Genomic DNA, 18,111 nt, shown 5'->3' with positions numbered 1-18,111 from the left:
GCACGCACATTCCTGCTTGCCCGGCCCGATCCTCCGACAGACTGTCCGTCCGGCCCGTTTCGCGTCATCAGGAAGCCTTGCGACGCTTCAGCTTCGCGACCAGGGGCTCGAACAGGCTGCGTCGGCCGCGCTTGGCCTCGCCGCGGCCGGTCAGCGCGCTGGCGACCTGGGTGAACGCCTCGCTCGCCTTGCTGCCGGCCTGGACCTCGGCGATCATCTGCCCGTTGTTGGCAGCCGTGCCGAAGAGCTGTGCGTCGAAGGGGATCGTGCAGAGGACGTCGATGCCAAGCGCCTTGGAGAACTCGCCGGCACTGATCTCCGGCCGTTTGGGCACGCCGACCTTGTTCAGTACGAGACGGGCGACCGCGTCGTTGGGCCGGGTCGCGCGCGACAGATCGACGATGTTCTTGGCATTGCGCAGGGAAGCGAGCTCCGGCTCGGCGACCACCACGATCTCGTCCGCACCGACGAGCGTCCGCTTGACCCAGCTGCTCCACTGATGCGGCACGTCGAGGACGATGCAGGGCACGCTGGCGCGCAGCAACTCCAGCAACTGCTCCAGCGCGTCCTCGTCGAGATCGATGGTCCGGTCGAGAACTGCTGGCGCCGCAAGCAGGGCCAGATTGTCGCTGCAACGCGAAAGAAGCCTGTCCAGCATGTTCGAGTCGAGGCGCTCCGGGGCGAAGACCGCTTCCGCGATGCCCTGGGGCGGATCCTGGTTGAAGTTGAGGCCTGCGGTGCCCCAGGCGATGTCGAGATCGACGATCACGGTGGAGGCGTCGAGATTCCGCGCGATCGCCCAGGACATGTTGTGTGCGATGGTGGAGGCGCCGACACCGCCCTTCGCGCCCACGACTGCGATGACGCGGCCGAGATGGCGGGCTTCCGGGGCGATGTAGAGTTCCGACAGGGTGCGCAGCAGGTCGAGCGTCTCAAGCGGCGCGATCAGATATTCGCTGACCCCGCGGCGCAGCAGCTCCCGATAGAGCTGCACGTCGTTGACATGGCCGATCACCACCACCTTCGTGCCGGGGTCGCAGCTTTCCGACAGCGCGTCGAGATGCCCGACCAGGGTCGCTGCGTCGGACATGGTCTCGAGCACGATGACGTTCGGCGTAGGCGCCGTCCGGAAGGCTTCGACGGCAGCGGCCGCTCCGCCCATCTGGATGCGGGCATGGGTCTTGTCCATGCGCCGGTCGGCAACTGCCGCCTGCATCGTCGCGGCGACGGCAGGAGTCTCGCAGAAGGCCTGCAGCGTGATGCGCGGCAGCGGCGCGATGATCGCGTCGCTGGCCGCCTCGACCGAGGGTGTTTCGCCTGTCGCGGGCTGCATCAGTTGCTGCCTCCGACCGTCGAATTGATCTGCGGCGTCTGCTGGCGATACTGGGTCGACGGGTCCTTTCCATCGCGGATCTTCGCAATGGCGCCCATCCGCTTGACGATGTCGGGGCGGCCTTCGTCGCGTGCTCTCACCAGATCGATCGGATCGGCAACCTGCGCGGCCAGCGTGGCCTGGGAGGCGCAGCCGAAATTCCAGTATGGCTCGTTCGATGCCGAGAACTTCAAATCGGAAACGCCGAGATCGGTGGGCCACTGGCCGCACTGATGTGGCACGACGGCTTGCAGCGAAGCGAAGCTCAGCCGGATCGGCGAGGCAAGGCCGGGATCCTGGATCGGGTAGCTGCGGATGCTGAGGGCGCCCGCCGGCACGCCGTTGCGGGCGAGCGCCGCGCGGATTCCATTGAGGGTGTCGTGGGTGGCCCGCTCGCGCCGGGAACCGGTCGGCACCTCCGCGACGAGGCCGCCCTTGCCGGATTTGCGATAGGCCTCGGCGAAATCGGCGACATCTTCCGCCTGGCGGCTGTCGAGCGCGGCGCCGGCCCGGCCGACGAAGACGTCGAGCGAACGCGGCGCGTCGCGCAGGACGATCGGATGCCGCTCCCGGACATCGACGGGCGCTAGGGCGGCTGGATCTGCGTTCGGACCCTTGCCGGCGCAGCCCCCGACAAGGGCGCCGAGAGCCAGAGCGAGGGTCAGCAGGCGCGGTGCTATGGCCTTCTCCCGGAGGGGGACCGTCATGGTCGGGACATCCATCATGATGCTATCCATCCGGTTCGGTCAGTCTGCGATGAAGCCGACGCGGCCTTTGTAGGCCTGTGGGATCGGGCCGCCGCCACTGCCGTAGAGCTTGTTGAGGCGGCCGAGCAGGTAGGCCTGGGCGTCGTGGGTCTCCACGAAGCCGTCATCGGGCCTTTGGACTTCGTTCGGCTGCATCGGCTTGGCGATATAGGGAGTGGCCGTGATCATCAGCTCGGTCTCCTCGCGCTGGTAGTCGCGCGAGCGGAACAGCACCCCGATGATCGGCAGGTTCATCAACCCGGGCAGGCCGTTGAGAGACGTCTTGGATACGCGCTGGATCAGGCCAGCCGTGGCTAGCGTCCCGCCGGAAGGCAATTCGACCGTCGTGTCCGATTTGCGCACGCGAAAGGCGGGAACCGTGACGTTTGGCTGACCAGCTCCGCCCTGGAGCACGATCTGGTTCTCGAAGTCGAGCTCGGTGACCTCGGTCGCGATGCGCATGCTGATCTTGTTGGCCGAGAGCACGATCGGCGTGAAGTTGAGGGCGACGCCGATCGGCTTGTACTGGACGCCGAGTGTGCAGACGGCCTTCGCCGGGTCACAGGTGTAGCCGGTGGGGATGGGAACTTCGCCGCCAGCCGTGAACTTCGCGCTCTCGCCTGAGATCGCAGTGACGTTCGGCTCGGCCAGAACGCGGGCAAGGCCCGCCCGCTCGAGAGCCCGCAGCGTGAAATTCTGCGAATTGCCGATCCCCGCCGTGATCGCCGTGGCGGACAGGGTCTGCGGCGACAGCGAGAAGGGATTGTCGATCCTGGGAAAGACCGAGAAATTGCCGAGCTTCCACTCCCCGCTCGAATTGATGCCGAGCTGCTTGATTGCCTTGCGCGAGACTTCCGATACCGTCACCTTGACCATTACCTGATCGCGGTCGCGGATCGTCAGCGAGTTGATCACCGCGCCCTTGGCGTTGCTCTTGTCGGAGACGCCGACGAAGGCGTTGGCGATGTCGACGGCCTGCGTCGCCTCAGAGGCGTTGGGAACGATCCCGACCAGGAGGATCGAATCGCCGGCCGGCTTGATCTCGATCTGCGAATTCGGCAGCGCGGTGCGCAGGGTCTGACGCAGGACATTGAGGTCTCGCCCGACATTGATCTCGAGCGCGGTGATCTGGCGGCCCTCGCCGTCCATCACGAACATCGAGGTCGCGCCGTCGGCGATGCCGATGACGAAGAGTTTGCGCGCGGTCCTTACAACCGCATTGGCGACCTTCGGATTCGCGACGAACACCTCCTTGGCGTCACGTGGCAGTTCGACGATGAGCGAGCGCCCGATCGAGAGGTCGAGCTTGCGCGAGATGGCGTGCTCGCTCGTTCCGACATTGAGCACCGGAGCGGCGTCCCGGGCGGGCGACTGCGCACGGACGCCGCCGGCGATCAGGACGAGCGCGAGAGCCGTTGCGAGGCGAAACGAGCATCTGGTCATGGCTTTACGCTCTTCGAGATGACACCGTAGCGCACCAGGGTCATCGAATTGTCGGCGGAGGGCGGGGGAGCCGGCTGGTTGACGTCCTTCAGGCTGCGCAGCGCCAGCGAGAGTGTCCCGCTCTTCTGCGCCTGGATCAGGACTTCGACCTGGCCGGGATCGACCTCGAGCGTCGCGGTTTCGCCGACCACGACCTTCTCGCCGTTGCGCTCCTGCACGTTCTGGCCGATCGCCAGAACGCGGATATTGCGGAGGATGGTTTCGCTGACCTGTGCTTCGCCGCGGCCGGAGGTCGACTCCCCGCGCCAGGTGCAGATCACGTCGACACGATCATTTGGCAGGATGAAGCCACCGGCGGTATTGGCGCCGCGGCTGTCGGTGCTGATCGCCACGGCGCGCATGCCGGAGGGCAGCACGGCCGAGAGGAAGCCGGTTCCGTCGGTCCTGATCAGCTTCTCGCGCCGGATCGGCTCGGCGCCGAGAATGGCGTAGCGGGCGACCTGGCCGATGATCTCCTTCTCGGCTTCGGGGGCTTCGTCCTTGCGGATGACGCCACCCGGCACGCCGGCGATCGGCCAGTTCAGCCAGCGCAGGTCGTTGGCCGTTACGGTGTTGCCGATCGGGATGTCGCTGGCCGCGACGAGCACGGGTACGGTCGGCGCCTGCTCCACCTTGGCCACCGGAGCCGGTGCCTGCGATGGCCGCTGGACGAGCAGCGCCGCGCCCAGGCCTGCAGCCAGCGCGACCACGAGAATGATGATGCGTGCGGGACTCATCGACGAACGATCCTCAGCCAGACGGAGCTGGCCCTCATCCCCGATCGTCGTCGCGAAACGTCAACTTATGGTTAATCGGACGTATATTTTTTGAAGCGGGGTGACGTTAGGTCGCCCGTGCTTCCTAGACGCCGATGGCTGCGCGCCAGATGGCGGTTTCCGGCAGGATGATCAGAGCAGCGAACGCTAGGGCGATTCCGTAAGGGACACCCTCCTTCGGCGCGTGCAGGCGCTGCGCCCAATCCCAGTTGGCCGCGCGGTAAGGAAGCGGGTAAGCGCGCAGGCGAAGGATAAGCAGCGTCAGCAAGCCGCCGCCGAAGCTAGAAAGAACGAGGTAAGGCATGAGCTGGTCGAAGCCGAACCAGAGAGCGGTGGCCGCCGCCAGCTTGGCATCGCCGCCGCCGATCCAGCCGCCGGCAAAAAGGCAGAAGGCGCCGACAAGGACCAGCATGCCTGCCGCCAGATGCCAGGCGATATCGTTGAGGCTGAGGTCTAGCAGCGCGGCGCAGAAGGCGAAGGAGACGACCAGAGAGAGGCAAAGCCGGTTCGAAATCGTCATCGAGACGAGATCGCTTGCGGCGGCATAGGCCATGGCGAGGGGAAAGACCCCGAGGATGATGACCAGCGACAGCGACATGGCTTGATCCGATCCGGTCCGTGAAAGACAGGCAGGCCTTGCGAAAGCCCAGTGAAATTTAGGATACGCGTAAAGATTCTTGGCGCCGAAACGGCGGAACGCCCCGATAGGCCGGGGCGTTCTGAAAGGTTCGAAGGCGGCGGAACGCCGCCTCAGGCCAGAGTTTGGCTCACTTGGTCTTGAGGGCCGTGTCGACTTCGGTGAACTTGGTGAGCAGGCTCTGGCCGGTCGTCTGCCAGACGGTGATGCAGACGACGGAGATCAGGGCGGCGATCAGGCCGTACTCGATGGCGGTGGCGCCGGACTCGTCCTTGACGAAGCGAGCGAAGACATTGGTCATGATGGAACTCCTTTTACACCACGGTTTGACGGCTGCCTTCGCTCTGAAGCGGCTTCGGTCAGCGACAGGAACCAATTTAGCTCGCTCCCCTTGCTGATCGGTTAAGGCGATCAAAGAATTGATCGGAATACCTGGATGTTTTAGCCATGGTTAATGCGCTATTTAAAGAGAATATAGAGGGTATTCTGCAAAATTACCAAGAATTAATCTATGAAAAATTCGGTAAACGATATATTTAACTGACTCTACGCGTACGTTGTATTTGGATTGATCGCGTGGATGAGCGCTCCGTGCAGTATGCATTCCGCTTGGTCAACTGCCGTCGCGACGCCAGAATTCGTTGCCTCAAACGGTTTTAAGACTCGGTTCATCATTTTGCGCTTGTTTGACGGAGTTGCAGAGCTTGGGGCATTGCCATGTCGACCAATCACACGCTTGAGAGGTGCCGCCTGTCTGCGCCTTGGGCGGTCGCCATGATCCTCGCCATGATTGGCTCGGCCATCGGTCCAGCGGTCGCGGCGTCACAGGACAGCCAGACCGAGAGCGTGCTGGTTCTGGTCGATCATGCCAAGGTCGTGCGCTTGCCGGAGAAGGCTCAGACCGTCATCGTCGGCAATCCGGCCATCGCCGATGTGTCCGTTCAGCGCAACGGAGTGATGGTGGTCACCGGCAAGAGCTTCGGCGTAACCAATCTGATAGCGCTCGACGGAACTGGCGCGTTGCTTGCGGAGTCGCTGGTCCGTGTAGGTGCGGCGTCGGATAACGTTCTGACTGTGCAGCGTGGTATGGAGCGCGAGAGTTATTCCTGCACCCCCACATGCCAGCCTTCGGCTCAGCTAGGCGACGGCCAGAAATATTTCGGCGAGGTTGAGGCGCAGGCGACAAGCCGCAATGCCCAGGCGACCGGTTCGTCAAAGTAGGGACGCGGCAAACAGCCTGTGGCGCGCGCGAACTGCCGGTGCCTCCGCTCAGCGGTGGTAGCCGACGCCGGTCACTGCGGATTTGCACGCCAAAGCGCGCCGGCCGTTCGACGCGCAAGGTAAATAAGATCTTTGCCGTTCCGTCTGTGCCGGTGAATTGGCCCTAACCGATCGGAAATTGTTTTGCCGTACATATCGGCTGGTCGGAGCGACGGGCTCGGCGAGGTCAGCGAATGCTTCACCCTATTGCGCGCACGGAGAAGGAAAACGGCGCAGCCCAGCAAAAGCACGGTGGCGGGCATTCCGTCATCCGGCGCTTCCGGCGTTCCGAGAACGCAGCGACGGCGGTCGAGTTCAGCTTCATCGCATTGCCCTTCTTCATGCTGATCTGGGCGATCATCGAGACCGGGCTGATGTTCTGGACCAGCCAGATTCTGGAGGAATCGTTGTCGCAGGCTTCTCGGGCGTTGCTGACCGGCGAGTCACGCGACCTCTACAAATCCGACAAAGCCTCCGTCAATGCCGCTGCATTCCGCGACGATGTCTGCGCGCGGGGGATGAAGCTGATCGACTGCAGCAAGCTGGCTATCGACGTCCGCACCTATGGCGACTTTTCCGCCGCCAGTTCCGGGACGTCCAGCAGCAACCCCCTCGCCGGTGGCAATCTCGATACGAGCAGCTTTTCTTATCGTCAGCCCGATACCAACCAGATCGTCGTTGTCCGGGCCGTGCTCGACTACCAGCTGTTTCTCACGAACTGGGCGTCGAGCAGCCTTGCCAACATAGGCTCGGGCCGACGCGGCATTGTGGCGAGCTTGGCCTTCCGTGCGGAGCCGTTTGTCCCATGACCCGGTCCAAAGCGAAGATGAGCTGGGCTGGATCTTTCAGCCTATGGCGCCGCTTTTTCTGCAATCGTGGTGGTGTGGCTGCCATCGAGTTCGCGATGGTGCTGCCCGTTCTTCTGGTGGCCTATGTGGGGATGGTCAATATCGCACAGATGGTCATGGTCAATCGCAAGGTGACGCAGCTGACATCGACCTTGAGCGATTTGACGGCACGTCTTCCGACCGTTCCGACGTCAGAGATCAGCAATATCTTCAATGCAGCGATGACGGTCCTGCTCCCCTACGATGGGCAGAAAGCCAAGATGGTCATAGCCAGCATCGTCATCGACGCCAATCGCATCGCAAAAGTCTGCTGGGCCAGCAGCTATCCGCTCGGTACATCGATGCCGGCGCGCGGAGATACAGTTTCGGTTCCCGACAGCGTCCGCGTCGCCAATACCTCTGTGATCATGGCCCGGGCCAGCTACGCATTTACGCTCCCGATTAGCGACAAGGTTTTCGAACTGTTCGGTGGGACAGCGACAAAAGGCGATGTGACACTCGGCGACAATCCGATCTACACGCGCCCGCGCAACGGCAGGCCTGCCGGAGACAACAGCATCGAGCAGATCGTGCGCAGCGACGTGACCGGCTGTCCCAAGTTCAACTGAAGCGGACAGGTCGGTCGAAACGGATCGCAAACGCAGCGGGCCTGTCCGGGGCGACCTGTTTCAGCCCCTCAGCACCATTCGCCCCGTCTGCACCTCATAGCCCTGCAGCTTGCTCAGAAATGAATTGCCGAGCAGGCTCATCGAAAGGGCGCCCGCGGGCAGCACGACGGCGTCGACATTGCGCACGACGATGTCGCCGAGGCGGACTTCACGCAGCACAGTACGATAGCCGGTGACCGTGCCATTGGCCGTGCTGAGCATCATCTTGCGCGCATTGGCATCCGTCCTGATGCCGAGCGCCCGGGCGTCGTCTGCGCTCAGCGCGACGATGCTGGCGCCGGTGTCGACCATCATCTTGATCCGATAGTTGTCGACGCTCGGATGGACGATGTAGTGCCCGCGATAGTCGGCTGCGACGGCGAGCGTCACGGGCTGGCGCGGCCCCGGAGGGGCCGGCTCGGTGGAGGCGAGCGCCAGCGACGGCGCCTGGTTCCCGGGGCGAGGGGCGAGCCATTGCGTGTAGCCGAGAGAGCCGACGACGGCGAAGCCGGCCACGCCCAAGGCCCAAGCTATCGGGTGCGATGTCACGGTCTTCCCCAACCTTATCCAGGCAACACCGTTGCACGCCGTGCCCTGAGGAAGGGTGAAGAGGTTAGGCGGGATTCTCCGCAATGGCCGGTGCCGGGGCGCGGATTGTCCGTAGACTTAATCGGCGCTTACCGGGGCGAGCTTTCGGCAATTGGTATAGCTGCGCCGGGACGTCGGCGACGCCTATCCGGCGATATCGCCCGCGAGCCGCCTGATGCCCGCGACAAAGGCCGCTTCGGGCGTGACCACGGTCACGGTGAGCCCCGCAGCAGCCAGCGCACCGCCATAGCTGTCGGCCAGAGCGCCGTCAGCGACGAGGTGGACGTGGTTCTGCCGTCCGAACATGGCTTGGGCACCGGCGATCTCCTGTGCGACCAGAAGCGCGGACAGATACGGGCCGACCTCGCCGCCGCGCATCCGGCCGGCGAGAACCTCGGTGCGCGCGGCGAAGGCCGTATTGAGCAGGCCGCCGGGGCGTTGTGCGCCGGCCTGTCCGCGCGCGGCGCCGCTGGCGGCGTCGCCTTCGGCAGGCTCCTCCGCCAGGCGGCCCAGGATCGAGCCGTTGCGCAGCAGCCCGTAGATCTCGCCCGTCATGAAGCTGGCGAAGCGCGTGATCCGCCTGCCCTTGATCTCCGCCCATTTCGAATGGGTGCCCGGCAAGCAGGCGATGCCATCATCGAGCCCAAGCCCGACGATCAGCGTCTCCTCGCCGCGCATCACGTCGAAGGCGCCATCGTCGCAGCTCAGGCCGGGGACAATGGTTGCCGTGGTCTCCCTGTCGAGCTCGACCCGGATCGCAGAGGCGGAGATCGCGGCCGGCGAGGCCGGGCAGGCGACATAGGGGGCTTCGATCCAGCCATTGCGGCTGCCCACCATGCCGGCGAGCGCGATGGCGGCGCTCGGAGCGGCGCGCCGGAAATCGCCGGCAAGTGCCTCGAAGGCGGTGGGGTAGCCGCCGGCCGGTACGGACTGGATGCCTTGATCGGCGATGCGCCGCTGCACAACCTCGCCTGTCTCCGCGATCAGGAAGGCGCGCGCGCGGGTGGTGCCCCAGTCGAGCGCGATCAGAGGTTTGGGCATGGCAGGCTCCGGTTAGGCCGCGCGACTGTCACTGCGGTGCCGGGCCGGGTCAAGGCGGGTCGGCTTGTGCCCGCCCTGCAATCGCGGCAACGCTGCGCCCTCGGATAACGGACGAATCGGACAAATTCGATGCTGGAGCTGCAAGCTGGCGGTCTGGAGGCCGTGGTCATCCCTGAGATCGGCGGCATCGTCTCGCGCCTGATCTGGACCGGGCCCGACGGACGCCGGCACGACGTTCTGCGCCCGCCGGCGAGCGAGCCCTCGATCGCCTCCCCCAATTTCTTCGGCAGCTGGGCCATGCTCCCCTTTGCCAACCGGGCCTTCGGCAGCGTCATCGATGACGGCGAGCGCAGCTTCGAGGTTCCGGCCAATGATCCGGCCGGCACCATCCATGGCTTCGGTTGGCAGTCGGCCTGGGAGGTGCTGCGGTATGACCGCGGTCGTACCCTCCTCGAACATCGGCGCGCGGAGGAGCCTGACCCCTATCGTTACCGCGCCCGCCAGGAGATTGTCCTCGACGAAGCCGGTATGACCATCCGCCTCTCGATCGAGAACGAGGCGGAAACGGCACTACCCTTCGGGATCGGTCATCATCCCTGGTTCCCCTGCGCGGCCGATACGCGCCTGGCGATGCGGGCCTCCGGCGCGCTGATCTTCGGCGAAGCCTTTCGCGCCACGGGGCAGGAGGCTTTCATGCAGGGCGGTCCCTTTGTCGATCCGCGCCCGTTCCGTTCCGGGTCCGTAACGGCGTGGAGCTTCCTCGGCTGGGACGGCCTTGCCCGGATCGAGACGCCCTCGACCGGGCTCGCCGTGACGCTGACGGCGAGCGAAAGCCTGAACTGCCCGGTCGTGTGGGCGCCGGCCGGAGCGGATTTCCTCTGTATCGAGCCGCAGAGCCACGCTATCGGCGCGCCGAGCGAGCCGGCGGCACGCGCGGCTGCGCCGTTGAAGCGCCTTGCGCCCGGCGAGGCCCTGGAGGGTTGGCTCAGGATCGTGCCGGAAGCGTTCTAGCTTTCGGCGCCGGCTCAGCGCCAGCCATAGCCGCTGGGGTAGTAGGGCTGATAGCCATAGGCATTGGCAGGCAGGGCGGGCCGCAGCAGGATCTGGCCGCGCGCCGCCTCCCAGCCATTGCCCTGGCGCTGCTGGGCGATCGTGCTGTCCTGGCCGCGATGCTTCGCCTTGGCAAACGTCTGCTTGGAGGGCGCGGCCTTGGCGAACTTGGCCTTCGAGGTTGCGGACGCCTTGGCGAAGCGCGAGAGGTTGTCGGTCGCAGCGCCGTTCAAAGCGATCCGGGTCTGGCCGGCACCGTACTTCTTCACCAATGCGAACAGCTTGGCGGCATTAGCGGGATGCAGCCGGATGCAGCCATGCGAAGCCGGGCGGCCAAGCGCGCCGACCGCTGTCGTGCCGTGGATGGCGTAGCCGCCGCGGAAGAAAACCGCGTAGGGCATCGCTCCGCCATATTTGCGCGAATACCAGCTTCTCTCGAGGCGGGTCGGCCGATACACGCCGTTGGGCGAGCGGAAACCGCTGCGACCGGAGGAGATCTTCCAGTCATAGACCTCGCCTGCGCCGGTGGTGACCTTCATGCGCTGGCCGGCGATGTCGACCCTGACGTCGACACCGGCCTGCGCCTGTGCGGCGCCGAGCATGGACAGGAACAAGACGGCCAAGATGCCGAGAACGCGACGCATCGCCCGAACTCCGAAGACGCTACTGCTGAGCGGGCGTTCGTGAGGCTCTGGCGGCCATCGCCCTTGACCCTAGGAAAGCGCGGGCGACGGAGCCTGTAAAGTGGGAAGGCGGAACGTGGTTTCCGGCACCGATCAAATCATCGGCAGGGAATGCGGTTTGCGGCCGCGCGGGAAGGCGGCGTCGATGCGGGCGATGTCGGCCTCCGCGAGGGCAAGATGCAGCGCTCCGGCATTGTCTTCGACATGGCTGACCCTGCCCGCCTTCGGGATAGCGAAGATGCTCGATCGCCGCGTGAGGAAGGCGAGCGCGACCTGCCGCGGCGTCGCGCCATGAGCCGTGGCGATCTCGGCGAGGACCTTGCCCTGTGCGCTGCCGGAGGCCGGGAAATCGTCATGGCCGAAGGGGCTGTAGGCGGTGACGGCGACGCCGTGCCGCTCGCACCATGGGATCACGGCGTGCTCGATGGCGCGCTCGCGGAGATGGTAGAGCACCTGGTTGCAGGCGATCCTGCCCTTGCCGGCAGCTGCCAACGCTTCGTCGAGATCGTCCTCGTCGAAATTGCTGACGCCCCAGGACAGGATCTTGCCTTCCTGCTTCAGCGCCTCGAAGGCGGCGAAGGTATCGGCCAATGGATGCGGACCGCGCCAGTGCAGCAGGTAGCAGTCGAGCCTGTCGGTCCTGAGATGTTTGAGCGAGCGCTCGCAGGCGGCGCGCACGCCCTGCCGCGAGGCGTTGTGGGGCAGCACCTTCGAGACCAGGAAGACCTCGTCGCGCCGGCCTTCGATGGCTTCGCCGATCAGCGCTTCGGAGCGCCCGTCGCCATACATTTCGGCGGTGTCGATATGATCGAGCCCGAGATCGAGCCCGCGCCGGAAGGCGGTGATCGCCTCGCGCCGGTCGCCCTGTTCGCTGTACCAGCTGCCCTGGCCGATGACGGAAACGGTCGGCCCCGCGGCTCCGAAGCTGCGCTTCATGATGCTCTCCCCTGATGCTGGAGCGGAATTAGACCTCGACCCCAACTGCGCATGGCGGATCGAGCCGTCACTATCGCGCGCGCCGAAGCTGTCGGGCCCGCGACAGCCGGGCTTGCCGGTGCCGCACTGCTCAGGTCGGCGGGGTTCCATTGGCCGAGAGAACCTCGCCGGCGAGATAGAGCGAGCCGCAGATCAGGATGCGGGGCGGTGCCGGCCAGTCGCGCCCCGCGATCGTCCTGAGCGCCTGCTCGACGGAGCCGGAGACTTCGGCCGCGAGGCCGGCGCCACGGGCGGCATCGGCAACCTCCTCGGCCGGGCGTGCGGCCAGCGAGTTCTGGATCGGCACGGCATAGAGCGCCTGAGCCAGCCCCTTGAAATGGCCGAGCGTGGCGGTTGCGTCCTTGGTCGAGAGCAGGCCGGCGATCATTACCAGCGGCGCCGGGTTGCGGTCGGCGAGATCGGCCATGGCCTGGGCCAGCACGCGCCCGCCATCGGGGTTGTGGCCGCCGTCGAGCCAGAGTTCGGCGCGTTCCGGCACGATCTCGGCGAGGCGCCCGCGCGCCAGCCGCTGCAGCCGCGCCGGCCAGTCGGCATTGCGCATGCCTTCCTCGAAAACATGGGCAGGCAGGGCGCCATAGCCAGCCGCACGCAGCGCCGCGATCGCGGTTCCGGCATTGATGTGCTGATGCCGCCCGGCCAATCGCGGCAGCGGCAGGTCGAGCAATCCGTCCTGATCCTCATAGACCAGCCGCCCGCCGGCTTCATGGACATTGAAGTCCTGCGCGCCGATCATGATCTTGGAAGCGCCGGCCCGTTCGGCTGCGGCTTCGAGAACCGCGGTCGGCTCCGGTTCCTGCGGCGCGATCACCGCCGGCGCGCCGCGCTTGAAGATGCCGGCTTTCTCGCCGGCGATTTTGGTGACGGTGTCGCCGAGATATTCGGAGTGGTCGAGCGAGACCGGCGTCACCACCGTGCAGGCCGGGTGCGCGATGACATTGGTCGCGTCGAAGCGCCCGCCGAGCCCGACCTCCAGCAGCAGCACATCGGCGGGGTTCTCGGCGAACAGCAGAAGGCCCGCCGCCGTCGTCATCTCGAAGAAGGTGATGGGGTCGCCGGCATTGATGGCCTCGCAGCGCTGCAGCGCCTCGACGAGCGTGTCCTCGTCGACGAAGCGCCCGCCACCCGGCGCGCCGAGCCGGATGCGCTCATGGAAGCGCACCAGATGCGGGGAGATGTAGACATGGACGGAGAGGCCCGCAGCCTCGAGGATCGCCCGCATGAAGGCGATGGTCGAGCCCTTGCCGTTGGTGCCGGCGACATGGATCACCGGCGGCAGGCGCTTGTGCGGATCGCCCAGCCGCTCCAGCAAGGTGAGGATGCGGCCGAGCGAGAGGTCGATCAGCTTGGGGTGCAGCGCCATGAAGCGCGCCAGCAGCGTGTCGGAAGACCCCATGATGAGACCGCTCCCGGCCTAGAGCATTTTCAAGCGAAGTGCGTACCGGTTCGCTTGAAGAGAATGCAGGAAAAAAAGGCTAAAACAGATCCGCGGTTCGGAGAAACGCGGATCTGTTCTGGAACCGTCAGACCGCTTCGGCCACCGGGCGTGCGGGTGCGGCAGCGGCCGCCTCGCTCTTCACGGCCGGCTGCTTGGTCAGCAGGCGGCCGAGACGGGCCAGCGTCTCCGGGATGTCGCGGCGATGCACGACCATGTCGACCATGCCGTGATCCTTGAGATATTCTGAGCGCTGGAAGCCTTCCGGCAGCTTCTCGCGGATGGTCTGCTCGATCACGCGCGGCCCGGCAAAGCCGATCAGCGCGCCGGGCTCGGCGATGTGGATGTCGCCCAGCATGGCGTAGGAGGCGGTGACGCCGCCGGTGGTCGGGTTGGTCAGCACCACGAAATAGGGCAGGCAGGCCGCGCGCAGGCGGCGCACCGCGACGGTCGTCCGCGGCAGCTGCATCAGCGAAAGGATGCCTTCCTGCATGCGTGCGCCGCCCGACGCCGCGAAGACGACATAGGGCGTCTTCTTTTCCAGCGCGGTCTCGGCCCCTTTCACGAAGGCCTCGCCGGCGGCCATGCCGAGCGAGCCGCCCATGAAGTGGAAGTCCTGCACGGCGACCGTCATCGGCAGGCCCTTGACCCGGCCATAGCCGATCTTGAAGGCGTCCTGCGCGCCGGTCTTGGCGCGCGCGTCTTTCAGCCGGTCGACATAGCGCTTCTCGTCGCGGAACTTCAGCGGATCGACGGCAACCTCGGGCAGCGCGACGTCGAGCCATTTGCCGTCGTCGAAGGTCAGCCGCAGCCGTTCAGGCGCGGTGACGCGCATATGGTGCTCGGAGCCGGGGATGACGTAGCCATTGGCCTCGACATCCTTGTGGAACACCATCTGCCCGGAATCGGGGCATTTGACCCAGAGGTTCTCCGGGGTCTCGCGCTTGAACAGCGTCTTGATGCGCGGCCGGACGACTTCGGAAATCCAGTTCATCGGATGAATCCCTGATGGGCTTTCGGCGGAGGCTTTCTGGGCCTTGGCGCCGTCACGCCGAAAAATGGGGTCGCGCCTGCCGGCGGGCAAGCGACGCGACTGTTGAACGAAACCGGCCTCAGGCCGCCTTGGCCGCCGAGCGGACGCCCTGGGCGAGTTCGCTGACCAGCGAGGTGACAGCCGAAACCGTCTTTTCCGTGGCCTTGCCCTCGCTGTCGAGCGACAGCCGGACGCGCTCCACAAGCGCCGAGCCGACGACGACGCCGTCCGCGCTCTTGGCGATGGTGGCGGCGTCAGTCGCGGTCTTCACGCCGAAGCCGACCGCGACGGGCAGGTCGGTATGGCGCTTGATGCGGGCAACGGCATCGCCGACCGCGCCGTAATCGGCAATGGCGCCGCCGGTCACGCCAGTCATTGAGACGTAGTAGACGAAGCCCGAGGTGTTCTGCAGCACCTTGGGCAGGCGCTTGTCGTCGGTCGTCGGCGTGGCCAGGCGGATGAACGAGACGCCGGCCTTGAGCGCCGGCAGGCAGAGCTCCTCGTCCTCTTCAGGCGGCAGGTCGACGACGATGAGGCCGTCGACGCCGACGCGGCGCGCCTCGGTCAGGAAGGCTTCGACGCCATAGACGTAGATCGGATTGTAGTAGCCCATCAGCACGATCGGCGTGTCGTGCCCAGCCTTGCGGAAGCTCTCGACCATGGCGAGCGTCTTCCTGAGGGTCTGACCGGCCTTGAGCGCGCGCTGCCCGGCGAGCTGGACCGGCACGCCGTCCGCCATCGGATCGGTGAAGGGCACGCCGAGCTCGATCACGTCGGCGCCGGCTCCGGGAAGCGCCGCGAGAATGGCGCTCGCCGTCGCGAAATCGGGGTCGCCGGCCGTGACGAAGGTCACGAGCGCTGCTCGCCCCTCGCGGGCGCAGGCCTGGAAGCGGTTCTGGATACGGGTCTGGCCGGTCTCTGTCATGCGCCTGCGGTTAGCATGGGAAGCGCTGGCTGGCGAGTGGCTTGCGCGCGACGCGAGCCTGCGCCACATCGGCCGGGCATGCGCGCCTTCGACACCGCCCTCCCGATCGATGCCGTTCTCGGCGACCTCGCAGCCGCCCTGCGGGCGCGGCCGAACGCCGTGCTCGTCGCCCCGCCCGGCGCGGGCAAGACCACGCGCGTGCCACTCGCGCTGCTCGACGAGCCCTGGACCAGGGGCGGCAAGCTGATCGTGCTCGAGCCGCGGCGGCTGGCGGCGCGCGGTGCCGCAAACCGGATGGCGCAGACGCTCGGCGAACGGGTCGGCGATACCGTCGGCCTACGCGTCCGGCTCGGCTCGAAAATTGGCCCCAAGACACGCATCGAGGTCGTCACCGAGGGCGTCTTCGCCCGGATGATCCTCGACGATCCCGCGTTGGAGGGCGTCGCCGCCGTGCTCTTCGATGAGTTCCATGAGCGCTCGCTCGATGCCGACTTCGGGCTCGCGCTGGCGCTCGATGCCCAGGGCGGCCTGCGCGAAGACCTGCGTATCGTCGTCATGTCGGCGACGCTCGACGGTGCGCGTGTCGCGAAGCTGCTTGGCGATGCGCCGGTGATCGAGAGCGAAGGCCGCGCCTATCCGATCGAGACGCGCTATCGCAGCCGAGACCCGCTGAAGCGCATCGAGGATCAGGTCACCGAGACGATCCTGCTCGCCCTCAACGAGCAGCCGGGCTCGCAGCTCGTCTTCCTCCCGGGGCAGGGCGAGATCCGCCGCGTCGAGGAGCGCCTGCGCGAGAAATTGCGCGACCCCGCCGTCGAGATAGCGCCGCTCTATGGTGCGCTCGACCAGCGCGATCAGGACCGCGCCGTGCTGCCGCCGCCGGCCGGCAAGCGCAAGATCGTGCTGGCGACGGCCATCGCGGAGACCTCGCTGACCATCGAGGGCGTGCGCGTCGTCATCGATTCCGGCCTCGCTCGCGTGCCGGTCTACGAGCCCGATATCGGCGTGACCCGGCTGGAGACCCGTCGCGTCAGCCGCGCCGCCGCCGATCAGCGCCGCGGCCGCGCCGGCCGTACTGAGCCGGGTGTCTGCTACCGGCTCTGGGAGGAGGCCGCGACCGGCGCGCTCGAAGCTTTCGCGCGGCCCGAAATTCTGTCTGCCGATCTGAGCCCATTGCTGCTCGACTGCGCGGCCTGGGGCGTGGCTGATCCGACGACGCTGGCTTTCCTGGATCCACCGCCCGCTCCCGCCCTCAAGGAAGCGCGTTCCCTCCTCAGCAATATCGGCGCGCTCGATGCCGACGGCCGCATCACGCCGGACGGGCGCGCCTTGCAGGCGCTGCCACTGCCGCCGCGGCTCGCCCGCATGGTCGTGGTTGCCGCCCGCTTCGGCGAGGCCGACGCCGCGGCCGATCTCGCTGCCGTGCTGGTCGAGCGCGGTCTCGGCGGCGATGCCGTCGATCTCGGTGAGAGACTGGAGCGGTTCAGTCGCGAGCGCGGCGGCCGGGCCGGGGACATGCGTCGCCTGGCCGAAGGCTGGGCACGAACCGCAGAGCGGAGCGCTGAGGAAAGGGTCGAAGCAGGCGAACTGCTTTCTGCCGGTCTCCTGCTCGCCTTCGCCTATCCGGACCGCGTCGCCAAGACCCGCTCGCCGGGGTCCGGGCAATATCTCCTCGCCAATGGCCGGGGCGGCGCGCTGGAACCGTCGCAACGTCTGGCGCGCGAACCCTATATCGTCGTCGCGGAAATGACCGGTGCGGCCCAGCAGGCCCGCATCATGGCCGCAGCCCCGATCACCGAAGCCGAGATCGCGATGCTCGTTGGTCATGGCCTCGCGCCTTTCACCATCGCCGAGCGCGAGGAAGCGAATTTCGACCGGACGGCCCGGGCGCTGCGGGTTCGGGCGGTGCGGCGTTATGGCGGGCTCGCCTTGTCCGAGCGGCCGCTCTCCGTCGCGGATACGCCGGGGAATGCCGAGGCGCTGGCCAAGGGCATCGCTTCGCTCGACATCGGTCTCCTGCCCTGGACGAAAGCTCAGAACCAGCTGCGCGAGCGCGCCGCCTTCCTGCGCAAGGCGGAACCGGAGGAAGATTGGCCCGACCTGTCGGATGAGGGGCTTGCGCGAGAGCCTGAACTCTGGCTGGCGCCGCATCTCGTCGGCCGCGCCTCGCTCGCTTCGATCCAGCCTTCCGATCTCGATTCTGCCTTGGCGAGCCTGCTGCCCTGGGAGCTGAAGCGCCGGCTCGATGCCGAAGCGCCGACTCATTTCACTGCGCCGACGGGTTCGTCGCTGGCGGTCGACTATGCCGCCGAGGCCGGGCCGACCATTTCAGTTCGGGTGCAGGAGCTCTACGGTCTTGCGACGCATCCTGCCCTGGCCGGTGGACGGGTGCCACTGGTGCTGGAGCTGCTCTCCCCGGCCCATCGGCCGATCCAGGTGACGCGTGACCTGCCCGGTTTCTGGCGCGGTTCCTGGGCAGCGGTGAAATCGGAGATGAAGGGTCGCTACCCCCGCCATCTCTGGCCGGACGATCCCGCCGCCGCGCTGCCGACGACGCGGGCCAAGCCCAGAGGCACCTGAGCGCCAGCGTTATTC

At 66.5% G+C, this 18,111-nt stretch carries 18 protein-coding genes; 5 read left to right on the top strand and 13 right to left on the bottom strand.

All coding sequences use genetic code 11. The features are described from left to right. Window positions 1-67: 67 nt before the first annotated feature. The 6 genes from AC1DDA_RS15825 to AC1DDA_RS15800 form a co-directional block, all read right to left on the bottom strand. On the bottom strand, window positions 68-1,333 hold the full coding sequence (locus tag AC1DDA_RS15825) for a CpaE/TadZ family protein (protein ID WP_476796459.1): 1,266 nt from the start codon (window positions 1,331-1,333) through the stop codon (window positions 68-70). Next, window positions 1,333-2,079, bottom strand: coding sequence for a CpaD family pilus assembly protein (locus AC1DDA_RS15820; RefSeq protein ID WP_476796458.1), 747 nt, complete (start codon window positions 2,077-2,079; stop codon window positions 1,333-1,335). The genes AC1DDA_RS15825 and AC1DDA_RS15820 overlap by 1 nt, the downstream gene beginning before the upstream one ends. A gap of 39 nt (window positions 2,080-2,118) precedes the next feature. Beyond that, window positions 2,119-3,561, bottom strand: a complete 1,443-nt coding sequence (locus tag AC1DDA_RS15815; protein ID WP_476796457.1) for a type II and III secretion system protein family protein — start codon at window positions 3,559-3,561, stop codon at window positions 2,119-2,121. Then, window positions 3,558-4,337: a Flp pilus assembly protein CpaB gene (gene cpaB, locus AC1DDA_RS15810; protein ID WP_476796456.1), complete on the bottom strand. Its 780-nt coding sequence runs from the start codon at window positions 4,335-4,337 to the stop codon at window positions 3,558-3,560. The genes AC1DDA_RS15815 and cpaB overlap by 4 nt, the downstream gene beginning before the upstream one ends. Window positions 4,338-4,461: 124 nt before the next feature. Then, window positions 4,462-4,974, bottom strand: coding sequence for an A24 family peptidase (locus AC1DDA_RS15805; RefSeq protein ID WP_476796455.1), 513 nt, complete (start codon window positions 4,972-4,974; stop codon window positions 4,462-4,464). 169 nt (window positions 4,975-5,143) lie between these two features. Then, complete coding sequence (locus AC1DDA_RS15800; protein WP_476796454.1) at window positions 5,144-5,314, bottom strand: Flp family type IVb pilin; 171 nt, start codon at window positions 5,312-5,314, stop codon at window positions 5,144-5,146. Between the two features lie 473 nt (window positions 5,315-5,787). Here AC1DDA_RS15800 and AC1DDA_RS15795 point away from each other — a divergent pair, with 473 nt between their 5' ends. From AC1DDA_RS15795 to AC1DDA_RS15785, 3 genes are all read left to right on the top strand, one after another. Beyond that, a complete protein-coding gene (locus AC1DDA_RS15795; RefSeq protein ID WP_476796453.1) occupies window positions 5,788-6,234 on the top strand; it encodes a pilus assembly protein N-terminal domain-containing protein in 447 nt (148 codons plus the stop codon). 233 nt (window positions 6,235-6,467) lie between these two features. Next, complete coding sequence (locus AC1DDA_RS15790; protein WP_476796452.1) at window positions 6,468-7,082, top strand: TadE/TadG family type IV pilus assembly protein; 615 nt, start codon at window positions 6,468-6,470, stop codon at window positions 7,080-7,082. Next, the gene (locus AC1DDA_RS15785; protein ID WP_476796451.1) at window positions 7,079-7,729 is read left to right on the top strand and encodes a TadE/TadG family type IV pilus assembly protein; all 651 of its coding nucleotides are present in this window, start codon (window positions 7,079-7,081) and stop codon (window positions 7,727-7,729) included. The genes AC1DDA_RS15790 and AC1DDA_RS15785 overlap by 4 nt, the downstream gene beginning before the upstream one ends. 60 nt (window positions 7,730-7,789) lie before the next feature. Here AC1DDA_RS15785 and AC1DDA_RS15780 read toward each other — a convergent pair whose 3' ends face one another. Together AC1DDA_RS15780 and AC1DDA_RS15775 are read right to left on the bottom strand one after the other, a co-directional pair. After that, entirely contained in the window at window positions 7,790-8,317 is a 528-nt protein-coding gene (locus AC1DDA_RS15780) for a retropepsin-like aspartic protease family protein (RefSeq protein ID WP_476796450.1), read from the bottom strand. A 183-nt stretch (window positions 8,318-8,500) separates the two neighbouring features. Beyond that, window positions 8,501-9,397: a 2-dehydro-3-deoxygalactonokinase gene (locus AC1DDA_RS15775; RefSeq protein ID WP_476796449.1), complete on the bottom strand. Its 897-nt coding sequence runs from the start codon at window positions 9,395-9,397 to the stop codon at window positions 8,501-8,503. Between the two features lie 129 nt (window positions 9,398-9,526). On the opposite strand from AC1DDA_RS15775, the gene AC1DDA_RS15770 reads away from it, so the two are divergent. Continuing rightward, window positions 9,527-10,408 (top strand): aldose epimerase family protein, encoded by an 882-nt coding sequence (locus AC1DDA_RS15770; RefSeq protein ID WP_476796448.1) that lies wholly within the window; start codon window positions 9,527-9,529, stop codon window positions 10,406-10,408. Between the two features lie 14 nt (window positions 10,409-10,422). Here AC1DDA_RS15770 and AC1DDA_RS15765 read toward each other — a convergent pair whose 3' ends face one another. The 5 genes from AC1DDA_RS15765 to trpA all read right to left on the bottom strand — a co-directional run bounded on the left by AC1DDA_RS15765 (window position 10,423) and on the right by trpA (window position 15,516). Then, window positions 10,423-11,091 (bottom strand): L,D-transpeptidase, encoded by a 669-nt coding sequence (locus AC1DDA_RS15765; protein ID WP_441509759.1) that lies wholly within the window; start codon window positions 11,089-11,091, stop codon window positions 10,423-10,425. Between the two features lie 132 nt (window positions 11,092-11,223). Then, window positions 11,224-12,066: an aldo/keto reductase gene (locus AC1DDA_RS15760; protein ID WP_476796447.1), complete on the bottom strand. Its 843-nt coding sequence runs from the start codon at window positions 12,064-12,066 to the stop codon at window positions 11,224-11,226. A gap of 130 nt (window positions 12,067-12,196) precedes the next feature. Then, window positions 12,197-13,519 (bottom strand): bifunctional folylpolyglutamate synthase/dihydrofolate synthase, encoded by a 1,323-nt coding sequence (locus tag AC1DDA_RS15755; RefSeq protein ID WP_476796446.1) that lies wholly within the window; start codon window positions 13,517-13,519, stop codon window positions 12,197-12,199. Between the two features lie 127 nt (window positions 13,520-13,646). Beyond that, the gene (accD, locus tag AC1DDA_RS15750) at window positions 13,647-14,552 is read right to left on the bottom strand and encodes an acetyl-CoA carboxylase, carboxyltransferase subunit beta (RefSeq protein ID WP_476796445.1); all 906 of its coding nucleotides are present in this window, start codon (window positions 14,550-14,552) and stop codon (window positions 13,647-13,649) included. 118 nt (window positions 14,553-14,670) lie between these two features. Beyond that, window positions 14,671-15,516: a tryptophan synthase subunit alpha gene (trpA, locus tag AC1DDA_RS15745; protein ID WP_476796444.1), complete on the bottom strand. Its 846-nt coding sequence runs from the start codon at window positions 15,514-15,516 to the stop codon at window positions 14,671-14,673. 78 nt (window positions 15,517-15,594) lie between these two features. Here trpA and hrpB point away from each other — a divergent pair, with 78 nt between their 5' ends. Continuing rightward, complete coding sequence (gene hrpB, locus AC1DDA_RS15740) at window positions 15,595-18,096, top strand: ATP-dependent helicase HrpB (RefSeq protein WP_476796443.1); 2,502 nt, start codon at window positions 15,595-15,597, stop codon at window positions 18,094-18,096. Window positions 18,097-18,111: the final 15 nt, after the last annotated feature.

It is taken from the genome of Allobosea sp. 10N428 (assembly GCF_056394545.1).
This window is presented reverse-complemented; position numbering and strand designations above follow the sequence as displayed.

What these genes read in the sequence shown, in the direction of transcription:
- AC1DDA_RS15825 (WP_476796459.1), bottom strand. Translation starts at nt 1,333, where the DNA reads ATGCAGCCCGCGACAGGCGAAACACCCTCGGTCGAGGCGGCCAGCGAC.
- AC1DDA_RS15820 (WP_476796458.1), bottom strand. Translation starts at nt 2,079, where the DNA reads ATGACGGTCCCCCTCCGGGAGAAGGCCATAGCACCGCGCCTGCTGACC.
- AC1DDA_RS15815 (WP_476796457.1), bottom strand. Translation starts at nt 3,561, where the DNA reads ATGACCAGATGCTCGTTTCGCCTCGCAACGGCTCTCGCGCTCGTCCTG.
- cpaB (WP_476796456.1), bottom strand. Translation starts at nt 4,337, where the DNA reads ATGAGTCCCGCACGCATCATCATTCTCGTGGTCGCGCTGGCTGCAGGC.
- AC1DDA_RS15805 (WP_476796455.1), bottom strand. Translation starts at nt 4,974, where the DNA reads ATGTCGCTGTCGCTGGTCATCATCCTCGGGGTCTTTCCCCTCGCCATG.
- AC1DDA_RS15800 (WP_476796454.1), bottom strand. Translation starts at nt 5,314, where the DNA reads ATGACCAATGTCTTCGCTCGCTTCGTCAAGGACGAGTCCGGCGCCACC.
- AC1DDA_RS15795 (WP_476796453.1), top strand. Translation starts at nt 5,788, where the DNA reads ATGATCCTCGCCATGATTGGCTCGGCCATCGGTCCAGCGGTCGCGGCG.
- AC1DDA_RS15790 (WP_476796452.1), top strand. Translation starts at nt 6,468, where the DNA reads ATGCTTCACCCTATTGCGCGCACGGAGAAGGAAAACGGCGCAGCCCAG.
- AC1DDA_RS15785 (WP_476796451.1), top strand. Translation starts at nt 7,079, where the DNA reads ATGACCCGGTCCAAAGCGAAGATGAGCTGGGCTGGATCTTTCAGCCTA.
- AC1DDA_RS15775 (WP_476796449.1), bottom strand. Translation starts at nt 9,397, where the DNA reads ATGCCCAAACCTCTGATCGCGCTCGACTGGGGCACCACCCGCGCGCGC.
- AC1DDA_RS15770 (WP_476796448.1), top strand. Translation starts at nt 9,527, where the DNA reads ATGCTGGAGCTGCAAGCTGGCGGTCTGGAGGCCGTGGTCATCCCTGAG.
- AC1DDA_RS15765 (WP_441509759.1), bottom strand. Translation starts at nt 11,091, where the DNA reads ATGCGTCGCGTTCTCGGCATCTTGGCCGTCTTGTTCCTGTCCATGCTC.
- AC1DDA_RS15760 (WP_476796447.1), bottom strand. Translation starts at nt 12,066, where the DNA reads ATGAAGCGCAGCTTCGGAGCCGCGGGGCCGACCGTTTCCGTCATCGGC.
- AC1DDA_RS15755 (WP_476796446.1), bottom strand. Translation starts at nt 13,519, where the DNA reads ATGGGGTCTTCCGACACGCTGCTGGCGCGCTTCATGGCGCTGCACCCC.
- accD (WP_476796445.1), bottom strand. Translation starts at nt 14,552, where the DNA reads ATGAACTGGATTTCCGAAGTCGTCCGGCCGCGCATCAAGACGCTGTTC.
- trpA (WP_476796444.1), bottom strand. Translation starts at nt 15,516, where the DNA reads ATGACAGAGACCGGCCAGACCCGTATCCAGAACCGCTTCCAGGCCTGC.
- hrpB (WP_476796443.1), top strand. Translation starts at nt 15,595, where the DNA reads ATGCGCGCCTTCGACACCGCCCTCCCGATCGATGCCGTTCTCGGCGAC.